Below are 22,427 nucleotides of genomic sequence, written 5' to 3' on the forward strand. Positions count from 1 at the left end.
ACTCGTGGCGCCTCCGCGGGCGCCGGGCTCCCCGTCGGCGGACCGGGCGTACCGGCGGCCACCGCCCCCTCGACGATCGTCGAGACTCGATGGCACGACGGGCAGGTACCGGTGAGCAGCCGGGCCTCGTGCGACTCGAACTCCACCTCAGCGCCGCAGCCGGGACACATCCCCATCCGGAGCCCTCGGCCCTCGGCATCCTCGGCTCCCTAAAAGGAGGCGCCCGAGCGGCCGATCCCCGATGGCCCCACAAGACGGTTTATGCGCCGCGCGCGTCGGCGAGCTCGAGGGAAGATGGCGGCGTCGTCCGGGGAGAGCGAGATAGCCACGCTCGGCGGCGGCTGCTTCTGGTGCACCGAGGCGGTGTTCGACAACCTCAGAGGGGTGCGGCAGGTCGAGCCCGGCTACGCGGGCGGGACGACGACACACCCCTCCTACGAGCAGGTCTGCACCGGGCGAACCGGTCATGCGGAGGTGGTCCAGCTGCGCTTCGATCCGAAGGCGATCAGCTTCCACGACCTCCTCATGATCTTCTTCACGGTGCACGATCCGACGACGCTGAACCGCCAAGGCAACGACTCCGGGACCCAGTACCGGTCGGTGATCTTCTATCATGATGAGGCGCAGCGAGCCGTAGCGGAGGCGGTGATCCGGGAGTTGGAATCCGAGAAGCTCTATCGGGGCAAGTTCGTCACGGAGTTGGCACCGTTCACCGCCTTCTATCCGGCCGAGGAGTACCACAAGGACTACTATCGGCGCAACCCGGAGCGCGGTTACTGCCAGCTCGTCATCGCTCCGAAGGTCGCTAAGTTCCGCGCGAAGTTCTCGGATCGGCTCAAGTCGGCCTAGGCGCGGCAATCAGGCGATCGCGAGCAGGGCGAAGTAGGCCGCGAATCCCAGCAGGATCGCGCCCGAGACGAGCGGGACGAGCCGCGCGAGCTTCGGACGCGAGCGCGTGCCCAGGTGGATCGCGTACGGGAAGGCGATCACCCAGACGAGGACTGCCGCGAACAGCGCGGCGTACAGCACGAGCCCGCCGAGGTAGGCGAAGGCGATCCCGGCCGACAGCCACCAGACGATCTGGAACGGGTTCGACAGACCGACGCCCAGGGCCTGCGAATAGGTCCGCAGATCGGGGACCTCGCTCGGGCCGACCGGACCTCGAACTCGGAGGATGCGATAGGCGAGGAAGGCCATGACCGCGGCGCCGACGGCGTAGACGTACCGGACGACGGGGGCGATGTCGACCGCGTCGCGCAGCGCGTAGACGAGCGCGCCGAGGATCAGATCGGCGCTCATCGCCCCGAGTCCCGTGACGATCCCTCGGCGCAGGGATCGCGCCGCCTGGGCTGCGATGAGCGCGTTCATCGGGCCGGGCGGGATCGTCAACGAGAAGCCGAGGGCCAGCCCGAAGAGGATCGCGTCGAGCAGCGGCACCGACTCCGGCCCCCTGCTCCGAGGGCAGGCACCCGGGCACTTACGCTCGAATGGCGGCGGACGACGCGCTCGGGTCGGCGGAAGGTTCAACTGGCGGCAGCTTTACCGCTGGCCGATGGCCGCCGCCTCCTGCCCGAGCTGCGGCAAGCCGGTCGCGGCGAACATGACGTTCTGCAGCGCCTGCGGAGCGCGCCTGAGCGCCCCCGGACCGGGTCCGGCGCCGGCGGCGGGCGCGAACGCGACACCGGCTCCGACGCCCGCCGTCGCCGCACCGGGCGTCGCGCACCCCGCCGGTCAGCTTCCGGGTCGCGCGTGCGGCAACTGTCGCACGCCGATGGGCCACATGGGTCAGGTGCAATTCCGAACGGTCGGCTGGGTCGGCACCACCAGCCTGATCGGCGATTACGGCCCCGGGGATGTGCTGCGCGTGTTCAGCCTGTACTATTGCCAGCGCTGCGGCAAGTTCGACCTGTACTACCCGGGGACGTAGGCCGTCCCGCCCGGGAGCCTATCTGCCGAGCCCGCCTAGGTACGGATCGGCATGGACGAGGATCCGGGCTCCCCCTTCATCGTGATCCGTGGGCGGGTCCTTTCCCGCTCGGCGTACCGTCCGTCCTCGACGATCGAGCTCGCCGACACCCCTGCCTGGTGGTCTTCCCTCGCGCTTCTGGGCGCGCTCCTGGCCGGCGCCGGCCTCGCGATCGTGGCGGGCGGTGGTGAGACGACCGCCATCGCCGGGGTGGCGCTGTTCCTCCTGACGGCGATCGTCGCGGGCGCCGAGCGCACCGAAGCGGCGACCGCCCTCGCGGTCGGGGCGATCGTCTGGACCGCCGCCGGGATCTCGGTCACCGTCGGGACGGACGGCGCGCTGGCCGCCTCGGGGATCGGCCTGGGGCTCGCGGGCGGGCTGGCGGCACTGCTCGGCACCCTCGGGGCCCGGCGCTCCGGCGCGCGCGAACGAGGAGGATCGTGAGCCCTCTTGGTAGCGGCCGCGACGCCGGCCGGGTGTTCCAGTTGAACCGCAAGTCGGAGGTGCCCGGAGAGCGGGGGCTCCCGAAGCGCCCCGTTCCCGAGGCCCGCTTCACGGCCGCGGGAGTCGAGGGTGACTTCAACGTCTACCGCCACGAGGTGTCTCACGACGATCCGGCGATGGCGATCCTCATCGTTCCGCTCGAGACCCTTCAGCAGCTCGGGCGGGAGGGTTGGCCGGTCCGGCCCGGGGATCTGGGAGAGAACGTGACCTCGGCGGAGATACCGTACGACGCCATCGGGCCCGGCGACGTGTTCCGGATCGGCGGGGCGGTCGTCGAGATCTCGAAGCCGTGCACGCCGTGCGACAACCTCTTCCAGCTCCCGTACGTCGGCGAGCGCCGGGGCCCCGAGTTCCTGCGCGTGATGCTCGATCGGCGGGGCTGGTATGCCCGCGTGCTCGAAGAGGGCGTCGTGCGCGTCCGGGACCCGATCGAACGGCGCCGTTGATCCGTCGGAGGAGCGGGGTTACATAGGCCGGATCGGTCGCGAACGCGATGGCACGCGCCGTCGCCCGACCGCGCTCGCAGCCTCTCGGCCAGGACCCCGAGCGCGTCGCGAGCGCGGTCCGCGAGCTGCTGCGGGGGATCGCCCCCCAGCTGAAGGTCGAGCGCCGCTGGGGGATGCCCTGGTACGTCGGCAACGACTTGGTCGTTCTGGTCGGCGCGTTCTCCCACCACGCGTCGGCCGAATTCTGGCGGGGCTCGACCCTGAAGGACCCGGCGGGGCTGCTCGAGGGGACCGGCAAGAACCTGCGCCACGTCAAGCTGCGGTCGATCGAAGCGGCGACCCGGCCGGAGTTCGTCGCGCTGCTGCGCGAGGCGATCGCGCTGGATGCGGTCTCGCCGCCCCGGGCCCGGTAGAGGGCGCACTGGGTCGGGTGCGGAAACGTCTTAGAGGAGAACGCCGGCTAGCGGGACAGCGAGAGGGTTTCATGCCGAAGGCTCCCACCTGGCAGGACGCCGACCTCCTGCTCCGATTCGACGACCTGGCCGCACGGGAAGAGACCCGCAAGGCGATCGACTGGTTCCGGGTCATGCACCTCGGCTCGGACGACCCGAACTACCACCCGATCCTGCGCGACGCACCGGAGTTCGTCTACGTGAGTCGCTTCCTCGAGCTGTTCGAGTCGATGGGCTCGCTCGTGAAGATGGGCCTGCTCAACGAGGAGCTGGTCCACGAGCGCTGGATGGTGCGCGCGGTCTGGGACTTCCTCAAGCCGACGATCGAGCGCGAGCGACGCACGATCAAGGCGCCGACGCTCGGCGAGAACTTCGAGTGGCTCGCCGAGCGCAACCGGAGCTGGGCCGAGAAGCGCGCGAACGCCCGGGACCGCCCGTCCAAGGACGCGACGCGCAAGTGACAGGCGCGCCGGACCCCGAGCGGTGGATCCGGCAGTCGGACGAACCGGCGCTGCGGTGGCGCTGGCTGGTCGAGGTGGAGGGCCGCCCCGAGGGGGATCGCGAGCGGGAAGCGGCGCGGGCGAAGATCCCGCGCTCCGGATGGGCGAAGGCGATCCTGGACGAGCAGCTCCCCGATGGGGCCTGGGTCGGATCGAAGGACCTCTACCGCCCCAAGTACATCGCCACGAACTGGCGGCTGCTCGTCCTCTGCGACCTCGGCCTGACGCGCCGCACTCCCGGCATCGCGAGGGCGGCGGAGCTGATCTTCGCCCGCTACGGGGGTCGCGACGGCGACCTCGGGGGGCGGGACAGCGAGGCCTGCTTCACCGGCAACGCGGTGCGCATGCTCGCCCGCTTCGGCTACGCGGACGACCCCCGGCTGGCCGAGGCGATCGACTGGCTCGTCACCTCGCAGAAGCGCGACGGGGGATGGTACTGCTGGCGGCGCGCCACGGGTTCCCTCGACTGCTGGGAGCCGCTGGCGGCGCTCGCCGCGCTCCCGCCGGCCGCTCGGACGCCCGCGGTCGAACGCGCCATCGCCTCGGGCGCGGAGTTCTATCTCTCCCGCCGGCTCCTCGACGACGGCGGCCCCGCCTACGCGCCCTGGCGGCGGACGCACTATCCGGTCCACTACTACTACGACTTCCTCGTCGGACTCGAGCTGCTCTCGCGACTGGGCTACGGTCGCGATCCGCGGCTGGGCCCGGCCCTCGACCTGCTCGAGTCCAAGCGGAACCCGGACGGCACGTGGAACCTCGACGCGCTCCACCCGGACTTCGGGACCGAAGAGGAGTCCCAGTACGGGATCGGCACGCCGTTCTACCCGTTCGCGCTCGAGCGTCCGGGCGGCCCGAGCCGCTGGATCACCCTGACGGCGCTCGCGGTCCTGCGTCGCGCCGGACGCGTCGGACGCGCGGCGGCCGTCCCTACGGCCGGACGCGCGGCGCCGCGGGGACCGGCGCGTTCGCCGGCCGAAGCGGCCGGTCGCCGGCGATCTGCTCGCGGTCGACCACGACCCACTGCCAGCCCTCCTCGAGCTCGACCGGGGCGACGACGAGCCCCCGACTGACGAGATCGATGTGGTAGCGCAGCAGCGACGCGAAGACGGTCTCCGGGTCGTCGCCGGTCCGGCGGCCGATCTCTTGGATCGGTCCGATCCAGGTGCCGTCGCGGACGAGCTCGCGCAGGGCCCCCAGGTAGCGCGTTAGGTCGCCGTCCGCCGACGGTGCTTCGCGCCGCCCTCCCGAGACGGACGCTTGCCAGCGATGCGGCAGACGGCTGTGCAGCGGAACCGGATGGCCGAACTCGCTCCACCAGGGGGGCGACGCGCGCCCCTCGGCGTCCTCCGCCGGGTGCCGCCCCTGGATCTCGTCGACCTCGCGCATGAGCCGGTCGAGACGCTCGACCGCGCTCGCGGGCTCGGAGCGCGCCTCGGGGCTCGGCGGGTCCGTAGCGACCGCATCCTCCTCGGGCCCGGGGGCGTCCTCGGGAGGATCGAGCGTCGGGATGACCGCATCCGGGTCCGTGATCCGCGCCTCCACCACCCGAACGAACTCCTCGAGGTCCGGCGCCGGCAGCGGGCGGACGCCCCGGCGCAGCCGGAACCGGTCGATCGCTCCCCGCATCTCGGCGCTCGGCACGGAGATCCGCCGGCGTTGCTCGCCGTCCTTCATCTCGATCCAAGGGCGCCCCTCGTCGTCCCGCAGGAGACGCATCCCGGCGTGGGCGACCAGTTCGTGGTACAGCTCGAGGGCGGCCGGCCCACCGAGCGGACCGACCGGCGGCTCCCATTCGCGCGCCGGCCGCGGTCCCGGGACGGTCTCGGGCTCAGTTCCGTTCGTCACACGCGGTCCAACCCTCCGGATCGAACGATTCTCGCAGGCCGGCTCCGCCGGGGAATGCCGGCGATTTCTCCGTATAGTTCTTTGTGGGGAGAGGAAGCCCGGCCTCGCGGCGTCCGTCGCGCCCGTCGACAAGCTTCTTGACGGCCGCAGCGCTGGCCGGCGGCGATGTGCGACTTCGATGAGGGAGAGCGGGCCGAGTACGAGGCCTGGCGGGCCGCGGCCCTGGCGCGGGCGCTCCGACCGCGCGAGTCACTCGGGCGGTCGACGCGACGGTCGCTCCGGGAGGAGATCCCGGTCCTCGAACCGATCGCGGCGACGGGCTGACCCGGTCCTCGCCCGATCCGCCGCAGCCGCGGCGGGGGGTGCGCCTGCGGACCCGGGACCGGGGATCGCGCGAGGTCGGGGCGCCCCGCCCGGACCGAAGGTTCGACAATCGAGGAACTCGCAGCGATTCTGCCTCGGCGATTGCCGACGAAATCGACCCCCGTGGACAAAGCTACTTGAACGGTGCCGGGCGACCGAGAGATGCCGAAGGGCGCGGAAGAGAAACATGTCGGAGGAATGCGCGGACTGCGGGACCCACTTCGCGTCGCGGAGCGAGCTGGCGCAGCATAGGCGCAAGTCGCACGCCGGCGGGGACCGAGGCGCCTCGCTGAGCATGAACCCTGCGTCCGGTACCCCCGGTCTCGTCTGCGGACGCTGCGGCCGGCGCTTCCACACTCGGGAGGCCCTCGCGGAGCACAGCGTGTCGCCGCATTACCAGTCCAATCAACGGCCTCGGAGGGCGCCGGACCCGGCGTGAGCGGGGCGGTCCGCGCCACGCGTCGCGCCGTTCACGAGGGCGGATGAGGGAGCAACCCCCCCGGGCCGATGCGCTCCGCGGCTCCATCGTCCCCGTCGTCTTGGATCGCATGGCCTCATTACGGGCCCTGCGCTCCTCCCGCCGGAGCGACCGATGACGAACCCCGCCCTGGACGACGCCGTGCGGGACGCCAAGCGCGCCGCGAAGCAGCTCGCGTCGGCCACCGCCGAGCTGTCGAAGCACCTCGGCCGGACGGCGAAGGAGGCGGCGAGGTCGCCGTCCGCCTCGGCGCGGAAGGCCGCCGGCCGGGTCGCGCGCGAGCTCGACCGGGCCGGTCGGGAGATCGAACGGATCCTGCGAAACCTTTGAGCCGCCGGGCCGTGCCCTGGCCTCGCCGGAGCGCCGGGGGCCTCGCTAAGGTCTCGGACGACTGAGGTCCGGGACCGTCCGATGACCCGACCACCTCTCTCGCCACACTTCCGGCTCCAACGGGTCGCCCCCGGCGTCCACGTCGCGATCGCGAGCCTCGACGGCGCCGGCCTGTGCAACGCAGGGATCGTCGACCTGGGAGGTGCGACCCTCGTCTTCGATTCGATGCTCACTCCGGCCGCGGGGGCCGACCTGGCTCGGGCCGCGCTCCGTCTGACGGGGCGACGCGCCGCCTGGGTCGTCAACAGCCACTGGCATGGGGACCACATCTGGGGCAACGGCGCCTTCCCGACGAGCCACGTCGTTTCCTCGCGCCTCGTCCGCCTCACCATCCGACGACGGAGCCGTCGCCAGTTCGATCTCGACCGCCACGAGTTCCGCCGCCGACGCGACGACGGCAACCGCTTCGGGGACGGGCTCAGCGAGGTCGACCGGCGCACCCTGCTCGGATGGTCGCGGGGACTCCTCGGCGCACCGCCCCGGATGCCGATCGTTGCCCCGGATGTGACCTTCAGCGAGGAGCTGAACCTCGAGGGTTCGCGCCGGCAGGCACGCCTCATCACCTACGGCGGCGGCCACTCGCCCAGCGACGTCTTCGCGTATCTCCCGGACGACGGCCTGCTCCTGGTCGGAGACCTATCGAACTCCGGCATGCATCCGTCGGTCTCGGACGGCGATCCACGCTCGTGGGCTCGGATCCTCCAACGGATCGACCGGCTCTCGTCGGACTCGGTGCTGCCGGGCCATGGGCCGTTCGGGCCGAGAAGCATGCTCGCGTCGACGCGACGGTACCTCGAGTATCTCGACCGGATCGCCCGGACCGCGGTCCGGCGACGCGCCGCCCTTCGTGAGCTCCTGGGGCGGCCACTTCCGAGAGAGTTCCGGGACTGGAACTTCCGGATGATGTACCCCGGCAACGTCCGGCGGGCTTTCCAGCTCGCCCGACGCTCGCCCTAGCCGAGCGCTCCGGGCCGAGACTGCACGACGGCGAAAGGCTCAAAAGTCGGTGCAAGTCGCGAACGCTCCGGCGGGTACGTCGTTGGCGCGGGAGTCAAAGCTCGGCGTGCACATCGAGCGGGCAGTCCCGGTCTCACTGCGACCGTTCCGACGGTACTTCCGCGGTTTTGAGCGCGTCCCGCTCGTCCGCGAGCTCTTCGGCCGCTCCACCGAGCGGGTGCTGCGCGAGCTCAAGGTCGAGTTTTTCTCCGCGCGCTTTGGCTACATGGGCACGAGCGACATCGACGGCCACCTGCTGATCAGCTCGCGCCATCTCGCCGGCGGCGAGTTCCGGACCCTGTACCTCGATGTGGTCCACGAGCTCTGCCACGTGCGACAGTTCCGCCAGGGCCGGCCTCTGTTCTACCCCCGGCTGAGCTACGTGGACGCGCCGTCCGAGATCGAGGCCTACCGCCTCACGGTGAAGGAAGGTCGCCGGATCGGCCTGTCCGATCGCGAGCTGTTCGACTACCTCGGGACCGAGTGGATGTCGCCGGCGGAGCATCGCCGCCTCGCCCGACACACCGGAGTTCGGCCCGTGCCCGCGCGCACCCGACCCCGCCGAAAGCGATCGTAGGGCGCGCGCCCGCCGTCGCCCTCGCACCGTTTATCTTCCGAACGACCGTGGCGACCCCGATGCGGGAGAATTACGGGGGTTTCGGCGCGGAGCGCCAGGGCGCGATTTATCGGGCGGGCGCCACGGGGCAGCCCCCGCGTCTGCCGATCTCTCCCGAACAGCTCGAGGCCGAGGCGACCAAGGGGCTGCCGGCCGAGACCGCCGACTACGTCGCGGGCGGAGCCGGCGCGGGTTCGACCGTCGGCGCCAACCGGGCGGAGTTCGACCGCTGGCACCTCCTGCCGCGCATGCTGCGCGACGTCCACGCGCGCGACCTCACGCGGGAGCTCTTCGGCGTCGTCCTGCCGGCCCCGGTGCTACTCGCCCCGATCGGTGGGCTCGCGACCGTGCGGACCGACGGCGAGCTCGCCGTGGCGCGGGCGGCCGCCTCGCTGGGCGTGCCGTTCGTCGCGAGCACGCTCACCAGCGCTTCGCTGGAGGAGATCGCGGCGGCGTCCGGGACCGGACGGCGCTGGTTCCAGCTCTACTGGGGGCCCGACCGTGACCTGAACCTCAGCCTGGTCCAGCGGGCCGAGGCCGCCGGCTACTCCGCGATCGTCGTGACGGTCGACACGCGCCTGCTCGCCTGGCGGGAGCGGGACCTGACGCGCGGCTACCTGCCGTTCCTCACCGGCGCAGGGCTCGGGAACTATCTGTCCGACCCGATCTTCCGCGCGCGGCTCGAGCGGCCGCCCGGGGAGGACCCGGTGGCGGCCGCCCGGCTCGCGATCGCCCAGATCGGCGATCCCACCTTCGTCTGGTCGGACGTTCAGTTCTTGGCGGACCGGGTCCGGGTGCCGATCGTCGTGAAGGGCATCCTGCACCCGGAGGACGCGAGCGCCGCGATGGAGGCGGGGGCCAACGGCCTCATCGTCTCCAACCACGGCGGGCGGCAGGTCGACGGGAGCGTGCCCGCGCTCCGGGCGCTGCCCGCCGTCGTCGCCGAGGTGGGCGGCCGGGTGCCGGTGCTGTTCGACAGCGGGATCCGACGGGGGTCCGACGCGCTGAAGGCGCTCGCGCTCGGCGCACAGGCCGTCCTGCTGGGAAGGCTCTATGCGTGGGGGCTCGCCCTGGACGGCGAGTCGGGGGTTCGCGAGGCCGTTGAGAACTTCCTCGCGGATCTCGACCTGACCCTTGCGGAGATCGGCTGCGCTCGCCTCTCGGACCTCGGCCGGCAGTCGATCGCGCCGGCGTGATCGCCGGGCGGGACTCGACCGGGCGGTCGCGATGCCGGGCGATCTAGCGCTCAACCTCCGGGATCTCGCGCCGGACGAGCGGGCCGCCGCCGTGCCGATCCTGATCGATTCGTTCGTCGGCATCTACCGCTGGCACGCGAAACGCACGCTGCGCGAGATCGAGCGGGTCCGGGGGGCGGACGCCGGAGGCCAGCTGCTCGGGATCTCGATGCTCGAGCGCCTCGTGCCCGAGGTCGGATACGTCTACTACATCGCCGTGGCCTCGGCCGCGCGACGACAGGGCGTCGGGGCCCGCCTGCTCGACGACGCCCTGAGCCTGTTCCGCGGCGCCGGCGTCCGGATCGTCTACGCGGCCGCGGAGGAGGACAACCGGGCGTCGCTCTCGCTCTTCCGGAGCCGCGGCTTCCGACCGGTGGACCGCGACGAGCCGGGCTGGCGCGAGGGTGGGCTCGGGGCCTGGGGGCTCCGCAGCCGGATGCGCGTGGTCCACGGCGAGGTGCTCCTCGGGCGCCGGTTCGCTCCGGAGCCCGTGGCTCCGCCGCCGACGGGGCCCGGCGCCCCCGGTCGCTGAGATTATCCGAGGGGGCGCGGTGACCGCCTCCCGTGGCGCCGCCCGACGTCCCCGGCCCGTCGGACGTGGTCACGCTGGGAGAGATGCCGTTCTCGCTCGACGCCGGCGAGCTGCGGCGACGCGGGCTGGCCATCCTGCGGCGGGCGGACGAGGAGATCGAGGGCCTCGCCCACGATGAGTCGACGCCGACCGTCCGCTCGCTGCTCGTCCCGCTGAACGCCCTCCTCGTCCGAGTCATCGACGTCTCGCACCATGGCCAGCTGCTCTTCCAGGTCCATCCGGACGGGGAGACCCGAACCGCCGCACGCGAGATCCTCGAGGCGGCGGACCGATTCTTCCACGCCTTCCAGCTCAGCGCTCCGCTCTACGCCCGGCTCCGGGCGATCGACCTCAGCCGCGCCGACGATCTCGTCCGGTTCGCCGTCGAGAAGACCCTGCGACGCATGCGGCGGGCCGGCGTCGAGAAGGATGCCACCACGCGCCAGCGCCTCCAGGAGCTGAACGAGGAGATCGACCGCGTCGAGAACCAGTTCGGGGAGAACATCGCGCGCCTCGTGCGGTCGATCGAGATCACCTCCGCCGAGGACCTCGCCGGGGTTCCGGCGGACTACCTCGCCTCGCATCCGCCGGACGAGCGTGGTCGCATCCGCATCACCACGCGCTACCCCGACTTCTTCCCGGTGATGGCCTACGCGGACCGTGAGGACGTGCGCCGCCGCCTCCTCTTCGAGTTCATGAACCGGGCGTATCCCGAGAACGAGCCCGTCCTCGATCGACTCCTTCAGCTGCGCTACGATTTCTCCCGCGGCCTCGGCTACTCGAGCTACGCGGCGTTCGCGATCGAGGACAAGATGATGGGCACGCCCGAGGCGGCGCGGGCGTTCCTCGAACGGAGCGCCGGCCTGCTCAGCGGGCCGGCCCGCGAGGTTCTCGCCCGGTACCTCCAGCGCCGTCGGCGCGACGATCCCGCCGCGAGCCGTCTCGAGCCCTGGGACGGCGCGTTCTTCGGTCCGGGCTACTACGACGAGAAGGTCCGCGCCGAGGAGTTCGGGGTGGACCTGCGGGTCGTGCGGAAGTACCTGGCCTATGGCCCGGTCCGCGACGGCCTCTTCGCCCTCTGCCAGGAGCTCTTCGGCCTCGAGTTTCGCCGTGCGCGCGAGGCCGAGGTCTGGCACCCGTCGGTCGAGGCCTACGACGTGCGACAGCGCGGCGTCCCGCTCGGGCGCGCCTACCTCGACATGGTGCCACGCCCGGGCAAGTTCTCGCACGCCGCCTGCTTCGGGGTCCGCGAAGGTGTCGCGGGCATCCAGCTCCCCCAGGCCGCGCTCATCTGCAACTTCGTCGACGCGGCCGAGTCGATCGAACGGGCCCGGATGGAGTACCAGCAGGTCGTGACCTTCTTTCACGAGTTCGGCCACCTCGTGCACGACCTGCTCTCCGGTCGAAATCGCTGGGTCTACCACCGGGCGTCCGAGCTGGAGTGGGACTTCATCGAGGCCCCGTCGCAGCTGTTCGAGGAGTGGGCCCGGGACCCCGACACGCTCGCCCGATTCGCGCGCGACCCCGACACGGGCGCCACGATCCCGACGGAGCTGGTCGAGCGACTGGTCGGCTCCCTCGCGCTCGGTCGGTCGATCTTCTGGATCCGCCAGGTCGCGCTCGCGGCGGTGTCGCTGGAGTTGTACGACCATCCCCCCGACGGCCGCAGCGTCCCGGCGGCCGCGCGCGCGGCGTTCGGGCGCTACGCGCTCCTGGAACTCCCGGCGGACTACCACTTCGAGACGGCGTTCGGCCACCTCACCGGTTACTCCGCCTTCTACTACACCTACGCCTGGTCGCTCGCGATCGCCCGGGACCTGTTGAGCCCATTCCTCGAGCGGAAAGCGCTCACCGACCCCGCGCTCGCCGAGCGATACGCACGCGAGATCCTCGCCCCCGGCAGCGAGCGACCGGCCGCCGAGCTCGTGCGGTCGTACCTGGGCCGCGACTTCACGTTCGAGGCGTTCGAGCGGTGGCTGGGGGCGGTCCCGAGGGCGCCGGGCGCACCGGCCCACGCCGAGACTAGGCCTGGATCGTGATCTTGCCGGAGCGGCCCGTCGAGATCTGCAGCTTCCCGCGGAAGTCCTTCACCCAGCCGTCCGTGATCCGGATCGACTGACCGACGCTGTAGCGCGCGATGTCCTCGCCCCACAGGGTGAGGGTGATCGTCCCGGTCTCGTCCTGCAGCGTCGCGTCGGCGACCTGCGCGGGACCGCGGGCGGTCGTGACGTTGCGGACCGCGCTGATGGCGGTGATCTTCGCGTCGATCGTCGCGTTCTGGTTCGGTTTCAGGCTGGCGATGCCGGCCATGGCGGCGGGGCAAGAGCGTTCGGCATTAAACGCTCTAGGTCGCGGCCGGAACTAGCTTCCGGGCCCGGCGGGGTCCGGCAGCTCCTCCTCCTGCTCGAGGTCGAGGAGGTGGCCGAGCTTGCGCTGCTTGGTGGCCATGTACGCCCGGTCGTACGGGTTCGGCGGGACGATGACCGGGATCCGGCCGACGATCCTCACCCCGTGCGACTCTAGGTCAGCGACCTTGTTCGGGTTGTTCGTCATGACCCGGATCGACCGCACCTTCAGCGTCGCCAGCATGTGCGCGGCGATCTCGTAGTCCCGCTCGTCCGCCCGAAACCCGAGGATCTCGTTGGCCTGCACCGTATCGTAGCCGGCGTCCTGGAGCTGGTAGGCGCGGATCTTGTTCACGAAGCCGATGCCGCGGCCCTCCTGCCGGAGGTACAGGACGATCCCCCGCTCCATCTGGCCGATCCGGGTGAGGGACTCGAGCAGCTGATCGCGGCAGTCGCAGCGCAGGGACCCGACGGCGTCGCCCGTCAGGCACTCGGAGTGGATGCGGACCGGCACCCCCTCGGCTCCGATCACGTTGCCGTGGATGAACGCCGCGTGCTCCTTCTTGTCGTAGGAGTTCCAGAACGCGGCCACCTGATAGTCGCCGAATCGCGTCGGCAGGTCCGCGATCGCGAGTACCTTGACGCAGATCTCCGGCGCGTCCGGACAGACGTGGGTCTCGTTCTCCTTGAGGAGCGTGTCCACCTCGGTGCGAGGGATCCCCATCGCCCGGTGGGAGCCGGAACCCCGATTAAAGGCGACGGTTGCCTCTCGGTGAGCGAACGGGGCGCTGGGCGCGGCGAACCGTTTTGGCGCCCCGGGGCCTGGGCGCCCCGAGGCGGGTGACGATGGCCGAGACGTGGGACCGGGTCCCGTGCTCCGGGTGCGGCGCATCGATCTCCGTGCCGCCGGACTGGCGCCTCGTGGAGTGCCCGAGTTGCGGCGCCATCGTGACGCGGATGGCGTCGGACCCGCGCTACGACTGACGGCGCTCGGCCATCGGGGCCGGTCCGATCGCGGAGAGTCGGAGCTCGAGCAGGGCGACATCGATCCGTCGCCCGAACTTCAGGCCCACTTCGTGCATGACCCCCACGACGCGAAAGCCCCGCGACGCGTGGAGTCGATGGCTCGCGGGATTGCTGTCGGCGATCCGGGCGAGCAGCATGTGGAACGGCACCGAGCGGGCGTGGACGATCAACCCGTCCAGGAGAGCCGTCCCCACCCCCGCGCCGCGGTGGCCTTGGCCGACGTACTCGGAGACCTCGGCGGTCTCGGCGTAGGCGCGGCGATCCGACCACGGGCTCAGGGAGGCCCAGCCGACGACGCGGGCCGCGGCCACGGCGACCAGGACGACGTAGGGAGCGTGGTGCTCGGCGAGCCACTCGCGCTGGGCCGCCAGGGACCGGGCCTCGGTGTCGAAGGTCGCCGTCGTGGTGACGACCGCGTCGTTGTAAATCGCCGCGATCGCCTCGGCATCGGCGTCGACCGCCGGCCGTAGCGTCGCGACCGGACCCGAGCTCGGGTGCGGCGTCGGAACGGAAGGCATCGGCGTGCCTCCCGGCCCCGGAGCGCGGGGGGCCGTAAGGATGGCGGGCGGCGGGCGGTCTCCCAAAGACCTTAGGGATGCGACGCCCTCGGGAGGGGGCGCACGCGGCCCCCGGGGGTCGGGACCGCGGTCGATCGGGGGACGCGATGCCGTACGTCGAGTACGACGAGGTCGAGGCGATCTGCTCGGACTGCGGCCGGATCTTCCGGTCCGAGGAAGCGCTCTCCGCCCACCGGGAGGAAGCGCACGCGGGGCTCGAGGCCTCGCCACGGCCGGCTCGACCGGTGGCCGCGGCCGTCGGGGTTCGCTGCCCGGTCTGCGGGCGAGGGTTCGACTCGGCGACGACTCTGCGGGCGCACCGGGCGCGGGCCCACGCTCGCTGAAGGACGCGCCCGGCCGCCGCGGAGCGCAACGCTATCCCAATCCTCGCTTGTCGCGTCCCGGGCGCGCGTCGGGGGTCGGGAAGATGGTCGAGATCGATTGGCCGAGCGTCACGCTGTTGACCGCCTTCAGCACCTGGGCGCTCGCGACGGGCACGCTGCTCTTCCTCTACCTGCAGACGCGGCAGGCGGCCGTGCTCAACTCGGCGAACGCCGTGCTGAACCTGCGCGACAAGTTCGACTCGACCCGCATGCGCGCGGTCCGACGCCACATCTCCGAGCGGCTGCTGAAGCAGGCCCACGGCGACATCGCGAGCATCGAGGTCGTGACCTTCTTCGAGCTGATCGGCACGCTCACCCACCGCAAGATTCTCGACGAGGATCTGGTCTGGGAAGCGTTCGGCTCGTGGATCACCTCGTACTGGTGGAGCCTGCGCCATCCGGTCGACTGGGTCGCCCAGCTGCGCGGCGACCTCGGCGATCCGCTCGTCTTCCACGAGTTCGAGTGGCTCAACCACCGCGTGCTCGAGCTCGACCGCCGGGCGCTTTCGAAGGTGCACGCGCTCCCCGGTGACGCGGAGGAAGAGGCGCGTCGGATCCTCTCGCGCGAGTCGCTGCTCGAGTCGCTGTAGGCGCGGGCTAGCTTAACTCGCGGGGGCCGCTGGCCGACACCCGTGGCACCCTCCGATCCCAGCGCGCCGTGGCCGGCGTCGGCGCCCGACCTCGTCGGTCCGGTCTCGATTCTGAACTGGCCGGCCGCGGCGGCCGGGCGGGGGCGCCTTCGGCGGGCCCGAGCGCTCTCGCACGTCGCGCTCGAGATCGACCTGCGGCACGAGCGGCTCGAAGAGCCGTCGATCCCGGTCCTCCGCCAGCTGGAGGCGCTGCTGCGCGAGCGCGAGGTCGTCGAGCACGGCGACCTGTTGCGCATCACCGCCGGGGCGCTGCACGCGTTCTCCTCGATCGGCTTCCACCACGTCGACCACTGGGAGATGACGCCGGGCGGCTGGCTACCACTGCCCGAGGCGACGCACGCGAGCCTCGTCGAGCCGGTCGGCCACCTTCTTCGAGCGCTGGCGAGCGACGCCTGGCGACCGCACGCGAGCGCGCGCGAGTTCGCGGTTCGACTGTCCGGCCCCCCGCGGATGCGCGCCGACCTGATCGTGCGCCGGGTCCACCGCGAGCGCGGCCACTCGATGTCGATCGACCTCCGCGGGAGGATCGCGCCGGGCGAGGTGCTCGGGATCGTGCGGGCGATCCGGGAGCGCGTGCCCGTCCTCCGCTCGAGCGTCGTACGATACGCCTACGCCGGGCCCATCGTGCGCCGGCGGTGAGCGCCCGCCCGACCGGTGGGCCGCGATGCCTAGATAACCGAGGACCGATTGCCCTACGGTCGGAGCCCGCGCGCGATGACGATGTCCCCGTCCATCCAGGTCCGCGTCATGGACGAGAAGGGCGTCGGGCGCATCCGCATCGCGGCCGCCTTTGGTTTCGCGGGGGCGTTCATCGCCGTCGTCGTCCCGATCCTCTTCCTCCTGCTGGTGACCGACTTCCCGGGAGGGTTCTTCACGCTGAACCCGCTCCTGGTCGATCTGACCAGCATCCTCGTGATCCTGGGCGCCGTCTTCCTGTTGCTCTCGCTGTTCTTCTACCGGCGCAGCTTCGCCGCGCTTCGAAAGGTCGATGGCAAGTTCGTGGCCGCGTCGGTGCTGTGCATCATCGGGTCGATCGGCTTCCTGCTGATCCTGGTGACGGCGGCGCTCGTGGTCGGCGAATCCTCGAGCCTGCTCAACTGCGCGCACGGCCAGCCCACCAAGGCGCTGTCCTGTCTGGGGTCGGTCGCGCCGTTCGGTGCGGCGACCGCCGCGGTAGGGTTCCTGCTCGGCTGGCTCGGTGGCCTCGGGATCGTGCTCGGTCTGTTCCTGGCGGGCTCCCGCTTCCGGGCGGGCGCGATCACGGTCGCCGCGGTGGCCTACGCGCTCCTGTTGATCGTCCTCGCGCTTCCGTTCGTGGGGCTGCTCGTCACGGTGCCCGGGATCGCGCTGTTGATCATCGCGGCGCCGATCCTCGGGCTCGTCGCGCCGGCGGCGGCCCTCGTGGGCAGCCGGCGCATCCACCACGTCCTGAGTCCGCGCTGAGCGTCCGCTACTTGCGGACCACGACCTGCACGTCGGTCCGGGCCCAGGCGGCCGGGTGGCGCCAGGGGTCGGCGCGGTAGACCTCTCGGTACGTCCCGACGGCGCGGATCGTCTTGTCCTTGCGTCGCCAGCGCAGCCAGTCGGTGATCCCGTGGTAGACGACCGCCGGCGAGACCCGCCGCGGGTCGAAGACGACGCTCGCCACGGTGGCCGCCGGGTAGTGCCGGACGCGGACCGACCCCTCGGAGCGAGCGGTGCCGCGGATCTCGAGCGCGACCTCCCAGGTGCGATGCGCCGGCTCGCGAAAGATCCACTGGCCCGTGCGCAGCCGGTGCGAATGCGCCCAGGCGACCAGGCGGCCGAACTGCGCGCGGATCCGCCGCTCGCTCCAAGGACCTTTCCACTTTAGCGCCGCGACGCGCATGGCGCGGGTTCGCTTCAGCCGGAACTCGACGACCACGAGCCCTCCCCGTGGACCCGAGGCACCGCGGGTTCTTATCCGCCGCGCCGGGACCCGACCGGGATCTCCGGCGCCGGCGGGAAGGGGTTCACTCCGGGGCGGGCACCGCCTCGGGGGCCTCCTGCAGCGGCACGCTCGTCGCGTAGGCGGTGCCGCGACGGCGGTAGCCGATCGTGACGTCCGCCCCGACCGGGAAGTTCGATAGCGCGCCCACCAGATCGCGAACGCTCCGGACCTCGGAGGGTCCGACGCGGGTCACGACGTCCCCGGCCTTGAGGCCCGCCCGATGGGCCGGCGAGCGCGGGACGACCTCGCCGATGAGGAGCCCCGAGTTCGGCTCCAGACCGTAGCGCGTGGCGACGTCGGCCCGCAGCTCCGCGACCGTCACGCCCATCCACGGCCGCACGACGCGACCCTTGGAACGCAGCTCGTCCGCGATGCGGCTGACGGCGTGGATCGGGATCGCGAAGCCGACCCCCTGCGCGAACGGGATCATCGCGGTGTTCACGCCGACGACCGAGCCCGAGAGGTCGACGAGCGGACCGCCGCTGTTGCCCGGGTTGATCGCGGCATCGGTCTGGATGAGGCCTTCGAAGACGAAGTCCGAGCCTGGGAGCGGCCGGCCCAGCGCGCTCACGACCCCCGAGGAGACCGTGGGACCGCCCGGGAGGCCGAGAGCGTTGCCGATCGCAAGCACGATCTGGCCGACCCGCAGCTCCTCGGACCGGCCGAGGGCCGCCGACCGGAGCCCCTGGGCATCGACCTTGACCAGCGCGAGATCCGTGACGGCGTCGCCGCCGACGACCTCGCCGGAGAGCTCCTGACCGTCCGAGAGGCGCACCTGGAGGCGGGCGGCCCCGTCGACGACGTGCTGGTTCGTCACGAGGTACCCGCTCGGGTCGATCACCACCGCCGTCGCCTGGGCTTGGGCCCCGAACGGGGCTCCCCAACGGCTGCGGCGCGCGAGTCGGAGGCTCTCGACCGAGGCGACGGCCGGGCCGATCGCGTCGACCGCCGAGATGATCCGGCCCTCGAGCTCCGTCGCGGCGAGCGGCATGGACCTCCTAGCCGACCGAGGGCCGTGGGCCCTCGGTCGCCCGCCCCGGATGCGGGCCGGCGGGCGGGGAGATCGGCAGCGGATCGAGCGGGAGCGGCAGCGGTACGTCCATGTCGCTCACTCCTCGAGGAGCGCGTCGAGCTTGTGGAAGAGCTGCTCGAGCTCCTTTTCCTTCTGCCGGCCACCCTGCCAGCGCGCGTCAACGATCTCGACAAGCAGGTCGGCGACCTTCTCCATCCACGGACCCTCTCGGGCCTCGAACCGCTTCTTCACCTTCTCGCGCAACAGCTCGTTGTAGGCCCGGTAGGCCGACCAGACCCACGGACCGTAGCGGCCCCGTTCCTCGTCATCGCCCCAGTTCCGTCCCTCTCCGTGCGTCATCCGTTCCTTCCGCGAACCCAACGGTTCGGATCCACCTACGGACGGGAGGAGGATATTGACCGGGTCGCGACGCGACCGGTCACAGCCGCCGCGCTCACGACCGATCCGCGCGTGCGGAGCGAGGTGGCGACGGGGCAAGCGACGAGCTAAATCGACCTCCGCCGATGTTGAGGTCGATGACCCGCGAGGAGGATCTGATCGGGGCACCCCCGGGCGGCCGGCTGGACGATCGCGTGATCGTCACGCTCCAGGAGCTGGGAGGTCGCATCGCCTTCAGCGGGCTGCGCCGCGCGCTCGGCGCCCATCCCGAGGCGCTCGCGCGGGCCCTGCGTCGCCTCGAGCGGGAGGGCCTAGTCGAACGTTCGGCCTCCGGCTATCGCGCGCTCCTCGGGACCCCACGCCTCGATCGCGCGCTGACCGACGACCTGCGGCCGATCGCGCGCGTGCAGCTACCGCTCGGCGTGACCAGCGACCAGGTGCTTGGCCGCCTGGCCGGTCGATGGTTCGGCAGCCTGCGGTGGGTCGGCGTGATCGACGGGCCGTCCGGCCGTCTCCTGGGCTGGGCCCGCCGGGACGGCTCGGGCTATGTCCTCCTCGGCATCGCCGAGCGAAGCCTGCGCGTCTATGTTCCCGGCGGCGAGGAGGCGGGCGAGCTTGGCGAAGCCGAGGACGCGGCCTACGAGGTCCTTGCGCAGGCGATCGAGGCGCTGAGGCCGCTCGCGCCGACCGGCTCCGTGGCGCGCTTCGCCGCGGGTGTGCCGCCGCCGGAGGCATGGCGCTCCCCCTTCGCGATCGATCCCGGACGCGCAGGCTAAAGCGCGCGGCTCGCTCCGCCCGCGAATGGCTGCCTTACCGAGCGCGCCGACCTCCCCTACCTCGAACGGCACGGCCCTCGAGGTCGACGGCATATCGAAGTCGTTCGGAGCGACCCGGGCGCTCTCGGCGGTGAGCTTCGCCGTCCGGCCGGGCGAGATCGTCGGTCTGCTGGGGCCCAACGGCGCGGGAAAGTCGACCGCGATGAAGGCCGTCCTGGGCCTGCTGCGCCCGGACACGGGCCGAATCCGGGTCCTCGGGCGTTCGATCGGGGACGACCCGGTCGGGCTGAAAAGCCAGATCGGCTACGTGCCCGAGTCGCCTTCGCTCTACGAGTTCCTCACGGGCGCCGAGTACCTCGACTTCGTGGCGGACATGTACGGCCTGCCGCCCGAGCGGCGCGCGGAGCGGATCCGCCCGTACCTCGACGGCCTCGAGCTCGCGGGCCACGAGGACGCGCTCATCAGCAGCTACTCGCAGGGGATGCGGCAGAAGGTCGCGCTGATCGCGGGGCTCCTGCACCGCCCCCGCCTCCTCATCCTCGACGAACCGCTCAACGGCCTCGACCCGCGGGCCGCGCGCGTGGTCAAGGACCTGGTGCGCGAGCGGGCCACGCACGACCGTGTCGGGGTGCTGTTCTCGACCCACGTCCTGGAGATCGCGCAGGCGATCTGCGACCGCCTGGTCATCCTCGACCACGGCACTGTCCTCGCCTCGGGGACCGTGGACGCGCTGCGCGCGCAGGCGGGCCTCGCCGGCTCGGGCCTCGAGGACGTCTTCCTCGCGCTGACCGGTACCGGCGATCTGTCGGACGTCGTGGCGGCCCTGGGGAGGTGAGCCGGCGGTGGACCTCCACAAGGTCCGACGGCTCGCCGGGGTGCTCGTCGCGTCCCAGTTGCGCAGCGGGCGCTCGACCTCGAATCCCCGCAGCCTCTTCGGCCAGCCCCGGATCCTGTGGGTCGCCGACCTCGTGCTGTTCCTCGCGCCGGTCGCGCTGCTCGGCCAGTCGTTCCTCGCGCGAGCCCCGCCCGTCGCGACCGCCGCGGCGATCCTGAACGGGCTCGCTCCGTTCCTCCCCCTGAGCGCGGTCGGCGTCGTCCTGGTGGCGGGCACGCTCTTCGAGCTGTCCGCGACCGCCCGCTTCTCGGGCAGCGACGCGGCCAACTGGCTTCCGATCACCCCCGGCGAATACGTCGCGGGCTCGACGAGCGCGATCGCCTTCTCCTACTCGCCGGCGGTCGCCCTTCTGCTCGGCATTGCGCTTCCGTTCGCGGCCCGGCTCGACGCCTGGCCGCTCTACTTGGTGTGTGCGCTCCTGAGCGCGGTGGCGCTCTACGAGGGGGCGTTCCTGGTCGAGATGGTTCGGGCCGCCTCCCAGCGCATCGGTGCGGCGGCCTCCGGGCGCCGGGGGACCGCCTCGTTCGTCCTGCGTGCGGTCGTCCTCGTGCTCGTCATCCTCGCCTTCGACCTCGCGCTCAACCCGGTCTTCCTGTTCGCGGCCGTCCACGGGCTGGCCACGCTGCCAGCGATCACGGCGGCGATCCCCCTGCTCTGGGCGTCGCAGGCGCTCGACGCCGTGGCGTCGGGTGCCCCGTTCCTGGCCGCCGCCTTCGCGCTCGGTCAACTCGCGTTCGTCGCCGGTCTCGGGGTCCTCGCGGCGCGGCTGCGGTCCCGCTACTGGGCACCCGCGCCGGTGGAGGTCCGCCTCGCCGAGCACGTGTACGCGAGCCCCCACCCCTGGTTGGCCGCCCTCGGTCTCAGCCGGACCGAGTCGGCGCTCGCCGCCAAGGACCTGCGGGGCTTGCTGCGCCGCCGCGAGCTCCTCCCGGTCCTGGTCGTGCCGATCGTGCTCGTCCTGCTGCTCGCGATCGAGGGCGGTGCGTTCGGGACCTTCGGGGTCATCCTGTGGATCGGCTGGGTCGCCGGCTTCTTCGGCCTCCTGGTCGGGGCCTCGTCGGTCGGCCAGGAGCGGCGGGGCCTGCAGCTGCTCTTCGCGCTCCCGGTCACCGACCGGGATGTCTTTCGCGCCAAGACCGTCGCCGCGCTGATCCCCGTGGTCCTCGGGTCCGCACTGATGGCGGTCGCCATCGACACCTGGTTCCGAATGCCGCCGGTGGAGATCGCGGCGAGCCTCGCGCTGACCGTTTCGGTCGCGGTCTGCCTCGTGCTGTGGGGGCTCGTCTTCGCCAGCCGCTTTTCCGACTTCCAGGAGCGGCCGCGCCCGCAGTTCGTCCGGCCGGGACCGATGCTCGCCGCGACCGGCAGCGGGATCGTGCTGCTCGCCGCGATCGCAGTCCCGGGGGCCCTCGCGATCACCGGCCCGGTCTCCGCCGCGCTCCTGCCGGCGACCGGCGCGGCCGTCGCGGCCGTGGCGATCGGCACGCTCGCCTACCGGTTCGCCCGGACCGGCTTCGCCCGACTGTTCCGAGAGCTGCCGTTCTAGCGCGAGCTCACAGCGGTGCCCCGCAGGCCGCGCATCGGGGGTCCGACTCGCGCGCGAGCGAGCCGCAGTACCGGCAGCGCACGCGCACTACCTCCCGCTCCACCACCGGCGAGAACGCGGGAGCGCCGGGCACCGCGGTCGGCGGGGCCGAGCGCTTGGCGCTCGCGATCGCCGCCGCCCAGTCCTCCGGCGCGAGCAGATCGAACGCGGGGCGGCCCTCGGTCAGCTCGACCACGAGACGGGGTCGACCCAGCCTCGGCCGTCGTACGGAGAGGTTGCGCACCTGGCTGAGGGATGCATCGAGGACCGTCGTCGTCTCGCGGCCCCGGACGATCGCGCGCACGCCGCCGCGCGGCAGCGTCGTCTCGAAGACCAGGCGGTGGCTCGTCAGATAGAGCACTCCCGGCCCGCGGGTTCCCTCGGGGCTCTCCCCTTCGAGGACCGCGTAGGCACTGCGCAGCCGGCTCTCCCCCGGATGCAGGAGCATCGACGAACGTGGTATCGGCC

The 22,427-nt window shown here is 72.0% G+C and carries 30 protein-coding genes; 22 read left to right on the forward strand and 8 right to left on the reverse strand.

Annotated elements, in window-relative coordinates; all coding sequences use genetic code 11:
• Positions 1–294 precede the first annotated feature (294 nt).
• Positions 295–849: a peptide-methionine (S)-S-oxide reductase MsrA gene (msrA, locus tag VEL82_01445; protein HXW66535.1), complete on the forward strand. Its 555-nt coding sequence runs from the start codon at positions 295–297 to the stop codon at positions 847–849.
• A 9-nt stretch (positions 850–858) separates the two neighbouring features.
• Here msrA and VEL82_01450 read toward each other — a convergent pair whose 3' ends face one another.
• Positions 859–1,437, reverse strand: coding sequence for a LysE family transporter (locus VEL82_01450; protein ID HXW66536.1), 579 nt, complete (start codon positions 1,435–1,437; stop codon positions 859–861).
• Positions 1,438–1,552: 115 nt separating this feature from the next.
• On the opposite strand from VEL82_01450, the gene VEL82_01455 reads away from it, so the two are divergent.
• From VEL82_01455 to VEL82_01515, 13 genes are all read left to right on the forward strand, one after another.
• Positions 1,553–1,927: a zinc-ribbon domain-containing protein gene (locus VEL82_01455; GenBank protein ID HXW66537.1), complete on the forward strand. Its 375-nt coding sequence runs from the start codon at positions 1,553–1,555 to the stop codon at positions 1,925–1,927.
• Positions 1,928–1,978: 51 nt separating this feature from the next.
• Positions 1,979–2,410, forward strand: a complete 432-nt coding sequence (locus tag VEL82_01460) for a hypothetical protein (GenBank protein ID HXW66538.1) — start codon at positions 1,979–1,981, stop codon at positions 2,408–2,410.
• Entirely contained in the window at positions 2,407–2,916 is a 510-nt protein-coding gene (locus VEL82_01465; protein ID HXW66539.1) for an MOSC domain-containing protein, read from the forward strand. Before VEL82_01460 ends, VEL82_01465 begins: the two co-directional genes overlap by 4 nt.
• 47 nt (positions 2,917–2,963) lie before the next feature.
• On the forward strand, positions 2,964–3,329 hold the full coding sequence (locus VEL82_01470; GenBank protein HXW66540.1) for a DUF1801 domain-containing protein: 366 nt from the start codon (positions 2,964–2,966) through the stop codon (positions 3,327–3,329).
• Between the two features lie 71 nt (positions 3,330–3,400).
• Entirely contained in the window at positions 3,401–3,829 is a 429-nt protein-coding gene (locus tag VEL82_01475; protein HXW66541.1) for a DUF4760 domain-containing protein, read from the forward strand.
• A complete protein-coding gene (locus VEL82_01480) occupies positions 3,826–4,938 on the forward strand; it encodes a prenyltransferase/squalene oxidase repeat-containing protein (protein ID HXW66542.1) in 1,113 nt (370 codons plus the stop codon). The genes VEL82_01475 and VEL82_01480 overlap by 4 nt, the downstream gene beginning before the upstream one ends.
• Positions 4,939–5,878: 940 nt before the next feature.
• Positions 5,879–6,037, forward strand: a complete 159-nt coding sequence (locus tag VEL82_01485; GenBank protein HXW66543.1) for a hypothetical protein — start codon at positions 5,879–5,881, stop codon at positions 6,035–6,037.
• 631 nt (positions 6,038–6,668) lie between these two features.
• Positions 6,669–6,884, forward strand: a complete 216-nt coding sequence (locus VEL82_01490; GenBank protein ID HXW66544.1) for a hypothetical protein — start codon at positions 6,669–6,671, stop codon at positions 6,882–6,884.
• Positions 6,885–6,965: 81 nt separating this feature from the next.
• Positions 6,966–7,901, forward strand: a complete 936-nt coding sequence (locus tag VEL82_01495) for an MBL fold metallo-hydrolase (protein ID HXW66545.1) — start codon at positions 6,966–6,968, stop codon at positions 7,899–7,901.
• 82 nt (positions 7,902–7,983) lie between these two features.
• A complete protein-coding gene (locus VEL82_01500) occupies positions 7,984–8,517 on the forward strand; it encodes a hypothetical protein (protein HXW66546.1) in 534 nt (177 codons plus the stop codon).
• Between the two features lie 59 nt (positions 8,518–8,576).
• Complete coding sequence (locus tag VEL82_01505; GenBank protein HXW66547.1) at positions 8,577–9,752, forward strand: alpha-hydroxy-acid oxidizing protein; 1,176 nt, start codon at positions 8,577–8,579, stop codon at positions 9,750–9,752.
• A gap of 31 nt (positions 9,753–9,783) precedes the next feature.
• On the forward strand, positions 9,784–10,323 hold the full coding sequence (locus VEL82_01510) for a GNAT family N-acetyltransferase (protein ID HXW66548.1): 540 nt from the start codon (positions 9,784–9,786) through the stop codon (positions 10,321–10,323).
• Positions 10,324–10,355: 32 nt separating this feature from the next.
• Positions 10,356–12,401 carry a M3 family metallopeptidase gene (locus tag VEL82_01515; GenBank protein HXW66549.1) on the forward strand — a complete coding sequence of 682 codons (2,046 nt, stop codon included), beginning with the start codon at positions 10,356–10,358 and terminating at the stop codon, positions 12,399–12,401.
• On the opposite strand, the gene VEL82_01520 is transcribed toward VEL82_01515, so the two are convergent.
• The gene (locus VEL82_01520; protein HXW66550.1) at positions 12,385–12,672 is read right to left on the reverse strand and encodes an OB-fold nucleic acid binding domain-containing protein; all 288 of its coding nucleotides are present in this window, start codon (positions 12,670–12,672) and stop codon (positions 12,385–12,387) included. The genes VEL82_01515 and VEL82_01520 overlap by 17 nt on opposite strands.
• 51 nt (positions 12,673–12,723) lie before the next feature.
• A complete protein-coding gene (ribA, locus tag VEL82_01525) occupies positions 12,724–13,431 on the reverse strand; it encodes a GTP cyclohydrolase II (GenBank protein ID HXW66551.1) in 708 nt (235 codons plus the stop codon).
• A gap of 122 nt (positions 13,432–13,553) precedes the next feature.
• On the opposite strand from ribA, the gene VEL82_01530 reads away from it, so the two are divergent.
• Positions 13,554–13,691, forward strand: a complete 138-nt coding sequence (locus tag VEL82_01530; protein ID HXW66552.1) for a hypothetical protein — start codon at positions 13,554–13,556, stop codon at positions 13,689–13,691.
• Here the strand turns inward: VEL82_01530 and VEL82_01535 are convergent.
• Positions 13,682–14,251 (reverse strand): GNAT family N-acetyltransferase, encoded by a 570-nt coding sequence (locus VEL82_01535; GenBank protein ID HXW66553.1) that lies wholly within the window; start codon positions 14,249–14,251, stop codon positions 13,682–13,684. The genes VEL82_01530 and VEL82_01535 overlap by 10 nt on opposite strands.
• Positions 14,252–14,397: 146 nt before the next feature.
• Here VEL82_01535 and VEL82_01540 point away from each other — a divergent pair, with 146 nt between their 5' ends.
• The 4 genes from VEL82_01540 (at position 14,398) to VEL82_01555 (ending at position 16,766) form a co-directional block, all read left to right on the forward strand.
• Positions 14,398–14,634: a C2H2-type zinc finger protein gene (locus VEL82_01540; GenBank protein HXW66554.1), complete on the forward strand. Its 237-nt coding sequence runs from the start codon at positions 14,398–14,400 to the stop codon at positions 14,632–14,634.
• Between the two features lie 83 nt (positions 14,635–14,717).
• Positions 14,718–15,263: a hypothetical protein gene (locus VEL82_01545; protein HXW66555.1), complete on the forward strand. Its 546-nt coding sequence runs from the start codon at positions 14,718–14,720 to the stop codon at positions 15,261–15,263.
• Between the two features lie 42 nt (positions 15,264–15,305).
• Positions 15,306–15,962: a hypothetical protein gene (locus tag VEL82_01550; GenBank protein HXW66556.1), complete on the forward strand. Its 657-nt coding sequence runs from the start codon at positions 15,306–15,308 to the stop codon at positions 15,960–15,962.
• Positions 15,963–16,037: 75 nt separating this feature from the next.
• Complete coding sequence (locus VEL82_01555) at positions 16,038–16,766, forward strand: hypothetical protein (GenBank protein ID HXW66557.1); 729 nt, start codon at positions 16,038–16,040, stop codon at positions 16,764–16,766.
• Positions 16,767–16,773: 7 nt separating this feature from the next.
• Here VEL82_01555 and VEL82_01560 read toward each other — a convergent pair whose 3' ends face one another.
• The 3 genes from VEL82_01560 to VEL82_01570 form a co-directional block, all read right to left on the reverse strand.
• Complete coding sequence (locus tag VEL82_01560; protein HXW66558.1) at positions 16,774–17,226, reverse strand: GyrI-like domain-containing protein; 453 nt, start codon at positions 17,224–17,226, stop codon at positions 16,774–16,776.
• A gap of 88 nt (positions 17,227–17,314) precedes the next feature.
• Positions 17,315–18,283 (reverse strand): trypsin-like peptidase domain-containing protein, encoded by a 969-nt coding sequence (locus tag VEL82_01565; GenBank protein HXW66559.1) that lies wholly within the window; start codon positions 18,281–18,283, stop codon positions 17,315–17,317.
• A gap of 117 nt (positions 18,284–18,400) precedes the next feature.
• Positions 18,401–18,664, reverse strand: a complete 264-nt coding sequence (locus tag VEL82_01570) for a hypothetical protein (protein HXW66560.1) — start codon at positions 18,662–18,664, stop codon at positions 18,401–18,403.
• Positions 18,665–18,840: 176 nt separating this feature from the next.
• Between VEL82_01570 and VEL82_01575 the strand changes: the two genes are divergently transcribed.
• From VEL82_01575 to VEL82_01585, 3 genes are read left to right on the forward strand one after another with little or no spacing between them, the layout of a single operon-like run.
• Entirely contained in the window at positions 18,841–19,479 is a 639-nt protein-coding gene (locus tag VEL82_01575) for a hypothetical protein (protein ID HXW66561.1), read from the forward strand.
• A 25-nt stretch (positions 19,480–19,504) separates the two neighbouring features.
• Positions 19,505–20,314, forward strand: coding sequence for an ABC transporter ATP-binding protein (locus VEL82_01580; protein ID HXW66562.1), 810 nt, complete (start codon positions 19,505–19,507; stop codon positions 20,312–20,314).
• A gap of 7 nt (positions 20,315–20,321) precedes the next feature.
• Positions 20,322–21,920, forward strand: coding sequence for a hypothetical protein (locus VEL82_01585; protein HXW66563.1), 1,599 nt, complete (start codon positions 20,322–20,324; stop codon positions 21,918–21,920).
• A gap of 7 nt (positions 21,921–21,927) precedes the next feature.
• Here VEL82_01585 and VEL82_01590 read toward each other — a convergent pair whose 3' ends face one another.
• On the reverse strand, positions 21,928–22,407 hold the full coding sequence (locus VEL82_01590) for a hypothetical protein (GenBank protein ID HXW66564.1): 480 nt from the start codon (positions 22,405–22,407) through the stop codon (positions 21,928–21,930).
• Between the last annotated feature and the right edge of the window lie 20 nt (positions 22,408–22,427).

The sequence above is a fragment of the Thermoplasmata archaeon genome, from assembly GCA_035622275.1.
Taxonomy (GTDB): Archaea; Thermoplasmatota; Thermoplasmata; order Lutacidiplasmatales; family UBA184; genus Lutacidiplasma.

What these genes read in the sequence shown, in the direction of transcription:
- msrA (HXW66535.1), top strand. Translation starts at nt 295, where the DNA reads ATGGCGGCGTCGTCCGGGGAGAGCGAGATAGCCACGCTCGGCGGCGGC.
- VEL82_01455 (HXW66537.1), top strand. Translation starts at nt 1,553, where the DNA reads ATGGCCGCCGCCTCCTGCCCGAGCTGCGGCAAGCCGGTCGCGGCGAAC.
- VEL82_01460 (HXW66538.1), top strand. Translation starts at nt 1,979, where the DNA reads ATGGACGAGGATCCGGGCTCCCCCTTCATCGTGATCCGTGGGCGGGTC.
- VEL82_01470 (HXW66540.1), top strand. Translation starts at nt 2,964, where the DNA reads ATGGCACGCGCCGTCGCCCGACCGCGCTCGCAGCCTCTCGGCCAGGAC.
- VEL82_01475 (HXW66541.1), top strand. Translation starts at nt 3,401, where the DNA reads ATGCCGAAGGCTCCCACCTGGCAGGACGCCGACCTCCTGCTCCGATTC.
- VEL82_01485 (HXW66543.1), top strand. Translation starts at nt 5,879, where the DNA reads ATGTGCGACTTCGATGAGGGAGAGCGGGCCGAGTACGAGGCCTGGCGG.
- VEL82_01490 (HXW66544.1), top strand. Translation starts at nt 6,669, where the DNA reads ATGACGAACCCCGCCCTGGACGACGCCGTGCGGGACGCCAAGCGCGCC.
- VEL82_01495 (HXW66545.1), top strand. Translation starts at nt 6,966, where the DNA reads ATGACCCGACCACCTCTCTCGCCACACTTCCGGCTCCAACGGGTCGCC.
- VEL82_01505 (HXW66547.1), top strand. Translation starts at nt 8,577, where the DNA reads ATGCGGGAGAATTACGGGGGTTTCGGCGCGGAGCGCCAGGGCGCGATT.
- VEL82_01510 (HXW66548.1), top strand. Translation starts at nt 9,784, where the DNA reads ATGCCGGGCGATCTAGCGCTCAACCTCCGGGATCTCGCGCCGGACGAG.
- VEL82_01520 (HXW66550.1), bottom strand. Translation starts at nt 12,672, where the DNA reads ATGGCCGGCATCGCCAGCCTGAAACCGAACCAGAACGCGACGATCGAC.
- ribA (HXW66551.1), bottom strand. Translation starts at nt 13,431, where the DNA reads ATGGGGATCCCTCGCACCGAGGTGGACACGCTCCTCAAGGAGAACGAG.
- VEL82_01530 (HXW66552.1), top strand. Translation starts at nt 13,554, where the DNA reads ATGGCCGAGACGTGGGACCGGGTCCCGTGCTCCGGGTGCGGCGCATCG.
- VEL82_01535 (HXW66553.1), bottom strand. Translation starts at nt 14,251, where the DNA reads ATGCCTTCCGTTCCGACGCCGCACCCGAGCTCGGGTCCGGTCGCGACG.
- VEL82_01540 (HXW66554.1), top strand. Translation starts at nt 14,398, where the DNA reads ATGCCGTACGTCGAGTACGACGAGGTCGAGGCGATCTGCTCGGACTGC.
- VEL82_01545 (HXW66555.1), top strand. Translation starts at nt 14,718, where the DNA reads ATGGTCGAGATCGATTGGCCGAGCGTCACGCTGTTGACCGCCTTCAGC.
- VEL82_01555 (HXW66557.1), top strand. Translation starts at nt 16,038, where the DNA reads ATGACGATGTCCCCGTCCATCCAGGTCCGCGTCATGGACGAGAAGGGC.
- VEL82_01565 (HXW66559.1), bottom strand. Translation starts at nt 18,283, where the DNA reads ATGCCGCTCGCCGCGACGGAGCTCGAGGGCCGGATCATCTCGGCGGTC.
- VEL82_01570 (HXW66560.1), bottom strand. Translation starts at nt 18,664, where the DNA reads ATGACGCACGGAGAGGGACGGAACTGGGGCGATGACGAGGAACGGGGC.
- VEL82_01575 (HXW66561.1), top strand. Translation starts at nt 18,841, where the DNA reads ATGACCCGCGAGGAGGATCTGATCGGGGCACCCCCGGGCGGCCGGCTG.
- VEL82_01580 (HXW66562.1), top strand. Translation starts at nt 19,505, where the DNA reads ATGGCTGCCTTACCGAGCGCGCCGACCTCCCCTACCTCGAACGGCACG.
- VEL82_01590 (HXW66564.1), bottom strand. Translation starts at nt 22,407, where the DNA reads ATGCTCCTGCATCCGGGGGAGAGCCGGCTGCGCAGTGCCTACGCGGTC.